General features: G+C 42.8%; 10 protein-coding genes. 3 read left to right on the top strand and 7 right to left on the bottom strand.

The features are described 5' to 3' along the window. Positions 1–88 precede the first annotated feature (88 nt). Together CK503_RS14525 and tkt are read left to right on the top strand one after the other, a co-directional pair. Positions 89–1,102 (top strand): tetratricopeptide repeat protein, encoded by a 1,014-nt coding sequence (locus CK503_RS14525; protein ID WP_176466326.1) that lies wholly within the window; start codon positions 89–91, stop codon positions 1,100–1,102. A gap of 147 nt (positions 1,103–1,249) precedes the next feature. After that, on the top strand, positions 1,250–3,259 hold the full coding sequence (tkt, locus tag CK503_RS14520; RefSeq protein ID WP_095607554.1) for a transketolase: 2,010 nt from the start codon (positions 1,250–1,252) through the stop codon (positions 3,257–3,259). Positions 3,260–3,312: 53 nt separating this feature from the next. Here the strand turns inward: tkt and CK503_RS14515 are convergent, their stop codons facing one another. Continuing rightward, positions 3,313–4,467, bottom strand: a complete 1,155-nt coding sequence (locus CK503_RS14515) for a PP2C family protein-serine/threonine phosphatase (protein ID WP_095607553.1) — start codon at positions 4,465–4,467, stop codon at positions 3,313–3,315. A gap of 128 nt (positions 4,468–4,595) precedes the next feature. Here CK503_RS14515 and polA point away from each other — a divergent pair, with 128 nt between their 5' ends. Further along, positions 4,596–7,376 (top strand): DNA polymerase I, encoded by a 2,781-nt coding sequence (polA, locus tag CK503_RS14510; RefSeq protein WP_095607552.1) that lies wholly within the window; start codon positions 4,596–4,598, stop codon positions 7,374–7,376. Here the strand turns inward: polA and CK503_RS14505 are convergent. From CK503_RS14505 to CK503_RS14480, 6 genes are all read right to left on the bottom strand, one after another. Continuing rightward, on the bottom strand, positions 7,373–7,768 hold the full coding sequence (locus CK503_RS14505) for a DUF2914 domain-containing protein (protein ID WP_095607551.1): 396 nt from the start codon (positions 7,766–7,768) through the stop codon (positions 7,373–7,375). The genes polA and CK503_RS14505 overlap by 4 nt on opposite strands. Before the next feature lie 62 nt (positions 7,769–7,830). Then, positions 7,831–8,454: a trimeric intracellular cation channel family protein gene (locus CK503_RS14500; RefSeq protein WP_095607550.1), complete on the bottom strand. Its 624-nt coding sequence runs from the start codon at positions 8,452–8,454 to the stop codon at positions 7,831–7,833. Positions 8,455–8,532: 78 nt separating this feature from the next. Beyond that, on the bottom strand, positions 8,533–9,651 hold the full coding sequence (locus CK503_RS14495; RefSeq protein WP_095607549.1) for a DUF6588 family protein: 1,119 nt from the start codon (positions 9,649–9,651) through the stop codon (positions 8,533–8,535). Between the two features lie 81 nt (positions 9,652–9,732). Next, the gene (rsgA, locus tag CK503_RS14490) at positions 9,733–10,662 is read right to left on the bottom strand and encodes a ribosome small subunit-dependent GTPase A (protein ID WP_095607548.1); all 930 of its coding nucleotides are present in this window, start codon (positions 10,660–10,662) and stop codon (positions 9,733–9,735) included. Positions 10,663–10,756: 94 nt separating this feature from the next. Further along, the gene (lon, locus tag CK503_RS14485) at positions 10,757–13,291 is read right to left on the bottom strand and encodes an endopeptidase La (RefSeq protein ID WP_176466325.1); all 2,535 of its coding nucleotides are present in this window, start codon (positions 13,289–13,291) and stop codon (positions 10,757–10,759) included. Positions 13,292–13,454: 163 nt separating this feature from the next. Continuing rightward, complete coding sequence (locus CK503_RS14480; protein WP_141239947.1) at positions 13,455–15,020, bottom strand: DUF5723 family protein; 1,566 nt, start codon at positions 15,018–15,020, stop codon at positions 13,455–13,457. Positions 15,021–15,048 lie beyond the last annotated feature (28 nt).

Below are 15,048 nucleotides of genomic sequence, written 5' to 3'. Positions count from 1 at the left end.
GATTTAGTTTACCTTTAAATAGATCGGTAAATCTTTTACAATAGCGTATTTGTAAATTTAACCATAAACCGAACAAACAATGAAGTTCTTGAAATCAAGCATAACTGTATTTTTACTGGGTCTTTTTATTATTGGATTGGGCCAAACCGTGGAAGCACAAGATCGAAAAGAGGCTGTCCAAACGTATAATAGTGCTCGGGAAATGATTCAGAGCGGTGATTACGATCAAGCTATTGAACAATTAAAAAAAGCAATTGAGGTTGGCCAGCAACTCGGCGCTCAGGGTAAGGATATCGTCGAACGAGCTGAATCGAAAATGCCCGAGGTATATCGCCAGATGGCTCTTGACAATTATCGCACTTTTAAACAAGACCAAACTATTCCAAATCTTGATGCTACGATAGAGGCTTTTCGGGAAACCAAAGATGTAGCAGATGAATATGACAATTCCCAAGTCTCAGATCAGGCTAATGGCGTAATTAATCAATTATTGTATAGTAAGTCTATTATCCAGTACAAGCAGCAAAATTTCCAAGATGCTCTTGCAACGCTTGATGAAGTGATTGAAAATGATCCCAATTATTCTAAGGCATATTACCAGAAGGGAATAATTCTTAAAAAGATTGAAGGTACTGATTTGGAGCGATCAATGGAGCTGTTTGATCAGGCTATTGAAGTGGGAAAAGAAAACAATGACAGCCAAATTGTTTCTCAAGCTACAAATGCCGCACGCGATGAGCTTGTGTATCGGGGAGCAACTGCAACCGAAAACAAAAACTTTTCGCGCGCAAAAGAATTATTGAATCGAGCACTCGAGTATGATTCAAGTTCTGCTGATGCCCATTTTCGTTTAGCTCAGGCTTATAATAAGACGCAAGACTGGCAAGAAGCCGTAAATCATGCTGAGGAAGCTCTCGGTCTTGAAACAGGAGGCCGTACGGATAAAGCCAAAATCTATTTTGAGCTTGCTACTGCTTATCAAGGATTAGGACAAAAAGAAAATGCGTGTGGTGCCTTTAGCAATGCCGCTTATGGTAATTTCAAGTCTCCTGCTGAGCACCAGATGGAGCATGAACTGGAGTGTGAAAGTGCTACTGAATAACTGAGCCATTATTTAACTCAAATAAATTTTTTAGAAGGCCTCCATTATTGGGGGCCTTTTTATTTTGAGGAACTTTTTTTAAGTAAGCTGAGCATTGACTATTTTCAGCACTAATTTTGGCCTTTAAATAAAATCAAATTCTGTAAAATGAGCTCTAAACAATCCTCACTTGACGAGCTATGTGTAAATACGATAAGAACCCTTTCTATTGATGCGGTACAGGCTGCAGAATCCGGCCATCCGGGTATGCCGATGGGTATGGCAGATGCCGCTTATGTATTATGGACAAAGTTTTTGAAGCATGATCCTGCTAACCCAGAATGGTATGATCGTGATCGGTTTGTCTTATCAGCGGGACACGGTTCGATGCTACTTTATAGTTTGCTTCACCTTACCGGATATGATCTTTCGCTTGATGAACTTAAGAATTTCCGTCAGTGGGGAAGTTTAACACCTGGACACCCTGAGTATGGATTAACACCTGGTGTTGAAACTACTACCGGTCCACTGGGACAGGGCTTTGCTACCGGAGTAGGTATGGCTATGGCTGAGAAGCATTTGAGTGCCAAGTTTAATACGGATGAACATCAGGTTACAGATCACTATACCTATGGTATTGTCAGTGATGGAGATTTAATGGAAGGAATTTCACAGGAAGCCGCTTCTTTAGCTGGCCACCTTAAACTGGGCAAATTGATTTACCTATATGATGACAACGAAATTTCTATTGACGGGAGCACGGATTTGGCTTTTACTGAGGATGTACAAAAACGTTTTGAGGCTGCTAAATGGCATACCATTAAAGTAGATGGTCACAACCGTCAGGAAGTGGAACAAGCTATTGAAAAGGCTCAGACAGAAAACGAGCGCCCTTCATTAATAATTTGTCGGACGCATATCGGATTTGGAAGTCCCAACAAACAAGATAGTGCTGATTCTCATGGAGCGCCCCTTGGAGAAGAAGAAGTCAAAAAGACGAAAGAAAATCTGAATTGGGATTCGGATGCAAAATTTCATATTCCTGATGAGGCGCTAACCCATTTTCGTACTGCAATTGAAAAAGGAGCTGCTTCTTTCCAAGAATGGCAAGAAACGTTTGAGCAATATCAGCAAGATAATCCTCAGAAAGCAGAAGCATTTACAAATGCTATAAACCGTGAACTCCCCAATAATTTTGATGATTTTCTACCCGTTTTCGAAGCTGATGAAAAAGGGATGGCCACCCGAAAATCATCAGGTAAAGTATTGCAGTCGTTGACAGAAAATGTGCCTCAAATAATCGGCGGTTCGGCGGATCTCACGGGAAGTAATAAAACCTGGATTGACGATGCCGGCATCTTTTCAGCTTCTGATTATAGCGGACGAAATATCCATTTTGGAGTACGAGAGCACGCAATGGGTGCTGCATTGAATGGAATGTCGCTGCATAAAGGAGTAATTCCATATGGTGGAACGTTTCTGATATTTTCTGATTACTGCCGTCCGGCGATACGTATTGCGGCACTATCTCATATCCCATCTATATTTGTATTTACCCATGATAGTATTGGATTGGGAGAAGATGGCCCCACGCATCAGCCTGTTGAGCATTTGGCATCACTGCGTGCTATGCCCAATACATTGGTGCTTCGTCCTGCCGATGCTAATGAGGTAGCTTGGTGCTGGAAAGCAGCACTCGATCACGAAGGAGGGCCGTCGCTGATTGTTCTTACCCGTCAAAACGTTCCGACTTTTGAACGTACAGAAGATAATGACGCCAAGAATACCACTAAGGGTGGATATATTCTTGCGGACTCCGAGAAAGATCAGCCCGATGTTATCTTGATGGGTAGTGGATCAGAGGTGTACCGCGCGATGGAAGCCAAAGAAAAACTTGCTGCCAAAGATGTTGATGCCCGAGTAGTTAGCATGCCAGCATGGGAGCTTTTTAGAGAGCAGGATCAAGCGTATCGACAAAAGGTACTACCCAAAGAGGTTACTGCTCGTGTCTCTATTGAGGCGGCTGCTACACAGGGTTGGAGAGAATGGGTTGGTACGGAAGGTGCTACCATTGGTGTTGACCGCTTTGGTGCATCGGCTCCTTATGAGACCATTTTCCAAGAGTACGGTATAACCAGTGATCGAATGGTAGAAGAGGCACTTAAGCTTCTCGGATAGTTTATCATGAAGAAAAGAGGATAAATGGTCTGCTGCATAGCAGACCGTTTATCTTATTTCTTTTTTGTAATGTGGTGCACACAGGTAAACGTTACATCATCAACAGGTTCTTCGTTTCCGATGAAGTTTTCCAGTGAAGATTGGACTTTGTGGATGATTGATTTGGAATGAAGTGAGCCGTAGACGCTCATAATACCATCGAGACGTTCCTCGCTGTATTCTTCGCCCCATTCATTGCGTGATTCCGTAAGCCCATCCGTATAAAAAAGTATGCTATCACCGGATTTAAAGTGAAATTTCTTTTCTTGCAGATGGTTCTCCATATTGGTTGAAGTGGTCATGCCGAGAGCAAATCCATCTGAGCGCAAGTCAAAAGTGGCATCGCGTTCATTGCTAAATAGGATAGGTGCATTATGGCCGGCGCGGGCAAAGATAAAGTGATCTTCTCCATTAGGAAAGAAAGCTGCACAGGCTGTAACAAATGTTTTATCCTTAATATCTGACTTCACATAGTTGTTGAGTTCGAGGAAAAGCTCCTTTGGTGAGGGGTTACTTTTTTCAATAATAAGGTGGACCAATGCCTGCATCCGTACCATATACAAAGCCGCTGAAAGTCCTTTACCCGATACATCAGCAATTACGATGTAGGTTCCCTCATCAGTTTCGATGATATCTACATAATCGCCGCCCACTTCTTTGGCTGTATTGGCAAAAGAGGCGATCTCCAGATTTTTGCGATAGTGTTCGGTATTGGGCAGCAGGCTAAGCTGAATTTCTCGTGCAAGGTCTATTTCACGTTTTACATCAGATTTTTCCAATAACTCAACGAGCAGTAACATCAGCATGGAAACAAATGCAAAGGGCAGTAACAGGTTGTAAAAAAATACGAGGCCTGTAAGTTGTAGGAACCCAAATAAATAATGGGATAAGAATGAGACAACTGATAACCCAAATACCAACCGGCGGGTAGGATTGAGGCGTTGAGTTAACGCCGAAAAAAGCCGCATAATTTTTAAATGTCCGGGTATGTTTTCATCATCAGGCTTGTCAATATCTTCACCTATGGCTTCGGTATAGAGTTGCTTAAGACGATCAGTGTCCTTATAAAACTCCTTTCCCATACGTTGACGGGTCATACCCGAAACGTACTCCTTATAAAAGGATTTAGTATTTTGGAATGCTGACTGCGCTTCGTTTTTTAATCCCATGAAAGAGTTTGATCAATTATATAGATGAAGTTGTTATTCGAAAACGACACTAAAAAGTTTTACCTTTTACCGGATAATTTAACAATCGAATGGTAAGAATTTTAACGTTCCAATTTTAAGTAAAAAGCATGTCTAAAAGTCTCCTGTTTTTGTTGGATGGTATGGCGCTGGCCTATCGTTCTCACTTCGCATTTATCAGCAGTAATTTACAGAATTCTGAAGGTATTCCCACTGGACCAATTTTGGGATTCGCTAATACGCTGGAAAAGTTGCTTAAGGAGCATCAGCCTACACATATCGCCGTAGCCTGGGATACACAGGAGCCTACTTTCAGGCATGAAATGGATGAAGATTATAAGGCAAACCGCCCGCCACAGCCCGAAGAATTAACCATCGGTATTCCACTGATTAAAGAGATGATTGAAGGCTATGGAATAAAAAATATTGAACAGGATGGTTATGAGGCTGATGACATTATTGGAACGGTTGCTGATCGGGCGAACGCCGAAGATGTAGATGTTTTTCTGGTTACGCCAGACAAAGATTTCATGCAGTTGGTGCATGATCATGTTACCATGTATAAACCCGATAACCAGAATGGGGGGTTCAATCTGATAGATCGCGAAGGCGTAAAAGATTACTTTGGGGTATATCCCGAAAAAGTGGTTGATGTGCTGGCGATCCTTGGCGATAAATCAGATAATATTCCCGGTGTAAAAGGGATTGGGAAGAAAGGGGCTCCGAAGCTAATCAATAAATACGGATCGCTTGAAGCCGCTATTGAAGATGCTCCCAACATGAGTTCAAAGCGTCACCGCGAAGGGCTTCAGGAGTATTCTGAAGAAGCACTGCACGCGAAGGAAATGGTGAAGATTAAGACAGATGTGCCTGATACAGTAGATTGGGAGGATCTTGACTGGCAAGGAGCTGACGACGAAAAGCTGGGGGCTTTCTTTAAGCGGATGGAGTTTCGCACGCTCACCCAAAAGTATTTGGGGGAAGAAATTGTACGATCAGCAGATAAAAAATCAGATTCCGGAAATGAAAATCAGGGCGACCTGTTTCTGGCGGATGATGAAATTGAAGAAGAGTCACCACTCGAGAGTTATGATGAAGATATTGTTACGTACGAATTGGTTGATTCCAAAGAAAGCCTTGAAGAACTGGTAGATAAACTCATCGGTAAAAACGCTTTTTGTTTCGATACCGAAACTGATGGCGTTGATCCCATGGAAAATTCCCTGGTTGGGATAGCTATCTCTGCTACACCCGGTATTGCCTATTATGTTCCATTGAACGGAGAGAAGGGATTAGATGAACAAGAGGCACTGAAGACCATGAGTCCCTTGTTTACAAACTCCACAACACTTAAAATTGCTCACAATTTTAAGTTTGATTACATGATGCTTCGTCGGGCCGGTTTGGAGATTCAGGGCAGAACCTTTGACACAATGATTGCAGCCTATCTTATCGATGCGGACCAAAAACTAAAGATGGATACCTTGGCTGAGGAGTATCTCAATTATGAGCCCATTCCTATTACAGATCTTATTGGTAGTGGCCGTAAACAGAAGTCGATGGATGAATTTGATCCGGAAGAGGTTCGTATTTATGCCTGCGAAGATGCTGATATAACTTTGCGATTGTATAAAGTGCTAAGTGATAAATTGGATGAGGATGAGCTCGATGATATTGCTGAAAAGCTGGAGTTCCCGCTTATCGAAGTACTGGCCGAGATGGAGATGAATGGCATTTTATTGGACAAGGATATGCTTAATGAGTTCTCAGCATCACTGCGTGATGACCTGTTAGAGATCGAGCAACAGATTTATGAGAAGGCGGGTACAGAATTTAATATCAATTCTCCGAAACAGCTGGGCGAAGTGATGTTTGATAGGATGGGGCTGCCGGCCGGTAAGAAAACTAAAACAGGGCAGTATTCTACGGCTGAATCGGTATTGAAAAAGTTAGCTAAGGATTACGAGATGCCGGATCTTATTTTAGAATACCGGGCGCTTAGCAAGTTAAAATCTACCTATGTTGATGCCTTGCCAAAGTTAATCAATGAAGAGACCGGTCGCATCCATACTGATTTTAATCAGCATATTGCGGCAACGGGGCGACTTTCATCATCAAATCCCAACCTGCAAAATATACCGATTCGTACCAAGCGGGGACGTGAGATTCGCAAGGCCTTTATTGCGGATGAAGGATTTAAGCTGTTATCGGCTGATTACTCACAGGTTGAACTCCGTGTTATTGCTTCCATGTCGGGTGATGATAATATGCTTCAGGCATTTAAAGATGATGAGGATATTCACTCCAGAACGGCTAAAGAGATTTTCGAGCTGGACTCCCTCGATGATGTTACCTCTGATCACCGTCGAAAAGCAAAAGAGGTTAATTTTGGAATTCCCTATGGGGTAAGTGCCTATGGATTAGCCAATAGGCTGGGGATTAGCAATAGCGAAGGGAAAGAGATGATTGATCAGTATTTTGAACGTTTTCCGGGAATCTTAGAATACATTAACGAAACCAAAGCTTTTGCGAAACAACAAGGCTATGTAAAAACGCTGATGGGACGCCGCCGTTATATTTCTGATATCAATGCAAGTAACTGGAATAGGCGATCATTTGCAGAGCGTACAGCTATTAATATGCCGATACAGGGTACTGCAGCAGATATCATAAAGCAGGCAATGATTGATATCCAGAAGTATTTGGAGAACAATGAGCTCCAAACCCGGATGCTGCTGCAGGTCCATGATGAACTTATTTTTGAGGTGCCGGAAGAAGAGGAAGATTCGGTTCCTCAAAAGTTAAAGGAACTAATGGAATCTGCCTATGAACTGGACTGCCCATTAAGAGTAGATATGGGATTGGCTAACAACTGGCTTAAAGCACACTAATTTTCTGTAATCACAAAGTTTTTAGTTTCAAGCACGTTTCCATTTGGCCCAAGCACCATTACCCGCCAGGGACCGATCCAGCTTTCAGGTATTGTTTTAGAACTCCATGTCCGCCAATTATCGCCTGCTACTGTTAAATCGACCTGTGCTTTTTCTTCGTCTTTATAATACCACTCATGCGTAACTTTAGTCGTATCGGAAATACCTTTAACCTGCGTAAAACAATAAACAGTACCAACATCAGCAGTAAAGACAGTATCAATGCCTGAGGGTTCGCGATCTTCAATAGCTGTGGCGAAATCAAACTGCTGAACACTGATATTTTGAGCTTGAACGGTTACGGAAAGTGAGATTAATAGAAATAAAAACGCAAATATGTGTAGTTTTATCATCTTGCATCCCAATTTTTTATCAGGGTTAACCAAATATTATCACAAAAACATTAAATACCAATTTAATCCTCTAATTTGAATCGTGGAAGGTGAAGATTCCATTGAATAGCTGCAAGGCGTAGCCCAATGACAATGAGCATCCCGAGGATAATATTCAGGGTCGGATCTAAAGTCGTTAGTTGAAGTAACAAGTAAACGGTGGCACCTGCCAGTGCGGCCGTTGCATAAATATCACGTTTTAGAATAAGCGGAATTTCATTGCTTAAAACGTCGCGAATTAATCCGCCGACAGTCCCGGTAATGGCAGCCATGATTACGATAATTACCTTATTGGATACTACTTCCTGCGTAATTTGAGCTCCTAAAACAGTAAATACTGCTAAACCAAGCGCATCGGCAATTAAGAGCGCTTTTTCGGGGGGATCGTTGTATTGTGTGTACCAGATGGTAAAGAGAGAAGCGATGATAATTACCAGCAAGTAGGTAGAGTCGGCAATCCAGAAAACAGGATGTCGGTCCAACAGTAAATCACGAGTGGTGCCTCCGCCTACAGCTGTCACTACAGCAATAATGACCACACCTAACAGATCAAGACTTTTGCGTCCGGCAGCAAGAGCTCCGGATATTGCGAAAACAGCTACGCCAAAAAGATCGAGAAGGTAAAGTATATCTATGGATCCTAACATTATTTATTCTATTCCGGACTGAAATAAAAAAGGGAGTTCAAACGAACTCCCTTAAACTAAAAATTTTTGAGTTCGTGTTTATCTGAAGCTAATGCCAACGCCCAAATTATAACTGGAATAGTTGGAAAGAGTATATGAGCCTGAAATATGGAAAACAGTAAATTTCAGTCTAAATCCAGCAAGAGCGCGCAATCCATTATCCCCGTCAATAGATACATCTATTGGTTCATCAAGTGCATCAACTTTTAATGGTTTGGTTTCTTCATCAGAACTATTAGGATCAAAATTCTCATTCGGAACTACAGTAGGGTAGGAGCCCGGTGTCGTAATACTCAAGTTTGAAGCTTCATATCCTACACCTGCATACATTGATATAATAGGAAAGCTTTTACCAACGAGGGCATTGATCGTCCAAGCATCGGTATTTAGTGCTACTGACTGGCCGTCCCATTTTGAGGAGTTATATTGGTTATAGGTATCATTTTGGTTATCAATAACATCTTCAGCCGGGACGTCTAAGTCTGATCCCACTTCCATATTGGTGTAGCCAAACATTACGGACAGATTTACCGGGAGCATCTTGCCGCCGGGCAACCATTGGTTGATACCGTGTTTTGCACCTACGCCAAATAGGTTGAAATTGCCAAAATCTCCAATCTCCGTCTTAGGAGTATAGCGAAGCATCAGTTCTGTATCCTTAACAAGGCCAACACCGGCTTTTATCATGGGGGCCGGGACATATCCAAATCCCGATCCTTCCGGCATGTTGAATTCCAATAGTTTTTCACGGTTGCCATTTATTTCTTCGTAAGCAGCAAGCAATACGCCGGTTTCATCTGTACCATTGATCGTTGGAGAAACGGGATTAGTACCTTCTAACTCCAGCTTTTGTAGCCCAAGTTCATTTACATTAAACGATTTGGCAGCATCTGGCACAATTGCTAAACCGGCACTGACTGTAACATCAAAGCCAAACTTACCGTGTGTTTTTGCGGTATTTGTCCAGCCTGTATTAAGTGAAGCACCAAATCCCGATCCAAAAGGTTCGAGGTAGGCGCGTGCGAGTGTATTGGCATCTTCACGTCCAGATTGTAAAATGTTTCCAATATCTCCAACCTGACCAAAAGTGGGGGCTGCATCGAATGTAAAAAGACCAAATAGCAGTACAAAGGTGAGAAAACGGTATCTTAGTTTCATATCCCTGATATTTTATTCTGATTTTTTAACCATCTATAAACTACTGCAATACTAAAGAATTTGACGCTAACTCTCTAATTATTAATCCTCTTGCAGAGAATCGAGGATATTAAGGTAGGAATCGTACCTGTCGGCATCGATATGCCCCTCTTTAAAGGATTCAATTACCCCACAGCCCGGTTCATGGGCATGGGTACAGTTGTTAAACTTGCAGTTGTGGCGCGCCTCTAACATCTCCGGAAAGAATAGGGAAAGTTCCCACGGTTCGATATTAACTAAGCCAAACTCCTTGATACCGGGGGTATCAACTATATATCCGCCAATTTTCAAGGGGAGGAGCTTTGCAAACGTAGTGGTGTGTTTTCCTTTCTCGTTAAACGTAGAAATATCACCCACTTTGCGATCGATGTTGGAATCAATGCTGTTCAGCAAGCTTGATTTACCAACTCCTGAGGGCCCGATAAAAACAGAGGTATTATTTCTGAGATCTTCCTGAAGGCGGTCAAGAGATTTTCCATCCTTGATACTGGTTTTAAGTACGGGATAACCCAGCGAATCATACAGCTCAGCAATGGAATCTACATAGGCCCGGGCATTCTCATCGGCCAAGTCCATTTTATTTATGATGATAGAGGCCGGGATTTGGTAGGCTTCGCAGGTAACCAGAAAGCGGTCAAAAAAGCCCTGTTTCATTCGAGGCATTTTAACGGACTGTACAGCATAGGCGCGATCGATATTGGCTGCCAGTATTTGATGGTCTTCTTGGTGGTGAGTAGATTGACGGATCAGATAATTTTCCCGGTCTTTGATTTCTTCAATGCTTCCCGAGCCGTCATCATTAATTTCAAACTCAACATAGTCGCCAACAGCAATGGGATTGGTTAAAGCGTGATCTTTAAGACGAAAACGACCCGGAAGCCGACAATTAATTGTCTGCATTCCAGTATCCTCGTCGTAAGCAACTTTATACCATCGTCCGGTAGACTCTACAATACGTCCTTCTTCGGGCAAATTTTATTTCTTTAGTTTGAAATTAAAGTGTTATTAAAATAAAAAAGTCGCCCCGATAAATCGAGACGACTTTTTTGTACAGATAATTCTGCCATTACTCCATCACAATTGTTTCTTCCGTGGAGTCGGAGGACTCAGAATTTTCACTTGTTTTCTTCTTATAGGATTCGCTTACCTTGAAACGTTTCTGAGGATCTCGTACTGCTTCATCCTCAAGGACGATATCAAGCAGGGGATCCATACGCTCGAGATATTCCACCTCAAGATCACCGAGCACATCTTCTTCAATTTCGGCGACATCTTTTTCATTCTTTTGCGGTAGCAGAACTTTTTCAATACCGGCACGCTTTGCGGCCAGTACTTTTTCTTTAATTCCGCCTACAGGCAGAACAAGTCCGCGCAAAGTAATTTCACCGGTCATAGCCAGCGTACCTTTTACTTTTCGCTGGGTAAAGATAGATGCTACAGCTGAGAATATGGAAACGCCTGCAGATGGTCCGTCTTTGGGGACAGCTCCTTTGGGTACGTGGATATGCAGATCCCAATACTTAAAAGCTCCTTCGGGAATGTTTAATTCGTCAGAGTGTGCCTTTAAGTACGACATTGCCAGCATGGCTGATTCTTTCATTACATCGCCCAGCTGCCCTGTAATATGGAGCTTACCGGTTCCTTTTGATACGCTTGCCTCAATAAAGAGGATGTCTCCACCGTAAGGGGTCCAGGCTAAGCCTGTAGCAACGCCGGGAACTTTGGTACGTTCAGCGACTTCTGAGAAGTACTTACGCTTACCAAGATATTCTTGCAGATCATCTGCTTCAACAACGTGTGTGCCTTCATCACCTTTGGCAATTTTTGCGGCAACACCGCGGCATACCGAGCCGATCTCCCGTTCGAGGGATCGTACGCCCGATTCCCGGGTATATTTTTCAATAATTTGTCGAATGGTTTCGTCCTTGATTTCTATCTGCTCATCCTTCAGTCCATTCTCTTTAATCTGTTTTGGCATCAGATGTTCTTTAGCAATCTGTGTTTTTTCCTGCAAGGTATATCCGCTGATGTTGATAATCTCCATTCTATCACGCAGCGGAGCCGGAATAGTATCCAGCGAGTTGGCCGTTGCAATAAAGAGGACGTTTGACAGATCGTATTCCAGCTCAAGGTAGTTGTCCGCAAAACTGTCATTTTGTTCGGGATCAAGAACTTCAAGCAGGGCAGAAGTAGGGTCTCCTCTGTAATCAGAACCGACCTTGTCAATTTCATCGAGCATCATGACCGGGTTGCTCGTACCGGCTTTCTTCATGGCACGTAGAATACGTCCCGGAAGCGCGCCAATATAGGTGCGACGGTGTCCGCGAATCTCGGCCTCGTCATGAATTCCACCGAGACTAAAGCGTTCAAACTTTCGGTTTAAGGCTCTTGCAATAGATTTACCCAGCGAGGTCTTGCCGACCCCCGGAGGGCCGTAGAAACAGAGGATAGGAGCCTTCATATCCTTCTTAAGCTTGAGTACGGCTAAGTATTCGATGATACGCTTCTTAACCTTGTCCAGTCCGTAGTGGTCATCATCCAATACATCCTGGGCATTTTCCAGATCTAAATTATCATCGGAATATTTTTCCCAGGGCAGGTCTAAAATCCACTCAATATAATTGTGGATGACCCCATGATTAGGAGATGAATTAGGAGTACGTTCCAAGCGCTTTAACTCTTTTTCAACCGTCTCTTGAGCTTCTTCAGGAAGATCTTTTTCTTTGGCACGCTTACGCAGGGATGCAATTTCCTGGTGCTCACCGTCTTCGCCCAGCGCTTCCTGAATCGCTTTCATCTGCTGACGCAGGTAAAAATCGCGCTGCTGTTCATCAATATCTGATTTAACTTTTGTGCGGATTTCTTCGCTCAGATTAAGCACTTGGAGTTCTTTGTTTAGAAACTCCATAACTTGTTCCATTCGCTCCGAAAACTTGCGGATTTCAAGCACTTCCTGTTTATCGGAGGTCGAAACGTTTAGGTTCGACGAAATAAAGTTCAACAGAAAATTAGGGCTGTTGATATTGTTTATCGCAACAGAAGCCTCAGAAGGGATATTCGGCGAGAGGTTTACAATCTTTTGAGCCGTCTCTTTCACCGATCGGATGGAAGCATCCAATTCTACGCCTTCAATATCCATCTCCTGGCGATAGGGCTCAACCGTAGCCTTGAAATAAGGGTCTTTCTGTAAAAACTCTTCAACTTTGAAGGTTGTTTTTCCCTGGATGACGATACTTTTGCTGCCATCCGGCATCTTAATCAGCTTAAGGATTTGTGCAACGGTGCCGACTTCATAAAGGCCCTTACTCTCAGGGTCTTCATTTTCCTCATCCTTTTGGCTAACTACACCAATAGTCTTATCAGATTCGTATGCTTCTTTCACTAATTTGAGAGAGCGGTCCCGACCCACTGTAATAGGTACTACAACACCGGGGAAAAGAACGGTATTTTTCAGTGGTAAAATGGGAAGTTCATCAGGCACCTCTGATTGCGTTAATTCCTTTTCTTCCTCTTCGGACATCAGGGGTATAGCCTGTTCAAAATCGTCAAATTGATCCTGAATATCTTCAAAATTGGCCATGTTATCGAAGATGTTGTTCATATATACAATTATTTAAATCTATATTTTTTTATTGTTGTATTACAGTGGTGCAAATAAAGAGCCAACTTTAATCAAACTACCAATTAGTCATATTTACTGGCAAAATAGCAACTTGAGCTGCTAATTAAGAATGACCTTGACAGCTTGACAGAAATGATCTCAATTAAAGATGGAGCTGAAGTCCCGCAAAAGCTCCTCCCACAAGTTCGGTTGTTAGAGTATGAGAGCGAAAAATGATCTGTGTCCCGATATTGAAATCCCAATAGCGGCTTTCATAACCGGTACCGACCCCTACGTGAGCGGGCAATCCTGCTGCCAACCTTGTTCCCATTCGAAGGGGGATCTGTTTAATTGGCCGGACTTCCATACCCAGATGCATAGCCAGTTTTGTGTCGGTCAGCGCTGTATTATTTAATCCGACGGTAAGGTCACCCATAAGTTTAATTCTTTCGAGATCCAGCATAATCCCGCCATTTAGTGAGGCCGGTGTAGGAACTGAAAATGCATTCTCATTGGGGTTCTGTGCCCGATCAAATGGATTGTCAACCTCGGATGCTTCTTCAAAATACGTTAGATACTGACCACCCGATCCAATAAACATTGATTGCTTTGGGTACTCTCGACCAATTTGTAAAGTGTCCTCGGCAGCAGAAAAGGAAAGCGGTTGCTTAGTGTACCGGATCACTCCAATATCATTAAAGGAGATAGCGATGCGCAGCGATTTTCCCGCTACCGATTTTTGGGGTTCATTTTCGATGATATTAAGCTCACCGCCAATAGGGATGAGATAGGTAAGGCCAAAGTCAAAAGCTGTTCCGTAACCGGTTGGTTCGAAATCAAATCTTTTATTTAAATTATTATTGATAGCAGTTTGCGGGTTTCCGGATGATAAATAGCTTTGGGTCATTTGAGAATATTCACCAGAGGATTGATACGAGAAACCAGTTACATACTGATTATGGGATCTGTCATCAGAACGTTGCTGTTGCCCATAATGAGTAGCACTGAAACTGGGCCCTGCGATTATAAATTTGGGCGAAACTCCCACATACAACTTGCTTAGTCGAGCAAATAATCCTTCAAAAAAGGTGAACTCTCTGCCATACCCCAGTGCAATTTCCAGGTTTTTACTGATATGCTGATTCAGGGTAAAGTCGCGAACTTCTTGGTTGTTCTGCTGAACATAGGCATCGGAATACCAACCTTTTCCCACTTTAATACGGGAAGAGTAGCGCGCCCGTGCAGCAAGGGAAAACGTTTCATCTCCACGATACCACGAAATGCCTCCCAGCATAATATCGGTTCGAGTTTGATGCTGAGATACTAATCGTTTGCGAGGGTAGTTTTTATCAAGGATTGTTTGACGTTGTGTAGGAGTAATATCCACTGCATCCGGCTTATAGGGGAAATAACTGTCAGTGAAGTTGAGAAATTGGTCACCGGCTACATCCGAAGAAAGAACCGGCTCGTATAAAATGCCCGTTTCTCCCATATTTATATGGATGGTACCGTGCCGATCATTGATAGCTAAGTTGGCCGGATTCCAAAATAATGCTCCGTTGCCGGATAGGTATGCCGTACCTCCACCACCCAAAGCCGTATTCTGGGCATTAAGCACGGGCTGTGCTTGCAGGGATATAGAAATACCGCATAACATGAATAGCAGTATAGCTACAGCTATTCGAACAGTACTTCTGCAATATAAACCGTTAAAAATTGTTTTTTCCATGTGCTGAACCTATGTGTCGGTGCTAATC

Origin of the sequence: Fodinibius salipaludis, assembly GCF_002287075.1 — a bacterium.
GTDB classification, from domain to species: Bacteria; Bacteroidota; Rhodothermia; order Balneolales; family Balneolaceae; genus Fodinibius; species Fodinibius salipaludis.
This window is presented reverse-complemented; position numbering and strand designations above follow the sequence as displayed.

Bases quoted from the DNA above. Each gene is read 5' to 3' on its own strand.
- tkt (WP_095607554.1), top strand. From the start codon at position 1,250: ATGAGCTCTAAACAATCCTCACTTGACGAGCTATGTGTAAATACGATA.
- CK503_RS14515 (WP_095607553.1), bottom strand. From the start codon at position 4,467: ATGGGATTAAAAAACGAAGCGCAGTCAGCATTCCAAAATACTAAATCC.
- polA (WP_095607552.1), top strand. From the start codon at position 4,596: ATGTCTAAAAGTCTCCTGTTTTTGTTGGATGGTATGGCGCTGGCCTAT.
- CK503_RS14505 (WP_095607551.1), bottom strand. From the start codon at position 7,768: ATGATAAAACTACACATATTTGCGTTTTTATTTCTATTAATCTCACTT.
- CK503_RS14500 (WP_095607550.1), bottom strand. From the start codon at position 8,454: ATGTTAGGATCCATAGATATACTTTACCTTCTCGATCTTTTTGGCGTA.
- CK503_RS14495 (WP_095607549.1), bottom strand. From the start codon at position 9,651: ATGAAACTAAGATACCGTTTTCTCACCTTTGTACTGCTATTTGGTCTT.
- lon (WP_176466325.1), bottom strand. From the start codon at position 13,291: ATGAACAACATCTTCGATAACATGGCCAATTTTGAAGATATTCAGGAT.
- CK503_RS14480 (WP_141239947.1), bottom strand. From the start codon at position 15,020: ATGGAAAAAACAATTTTTAACGGTTTATATTGCAGAAGTACTGTTCGA.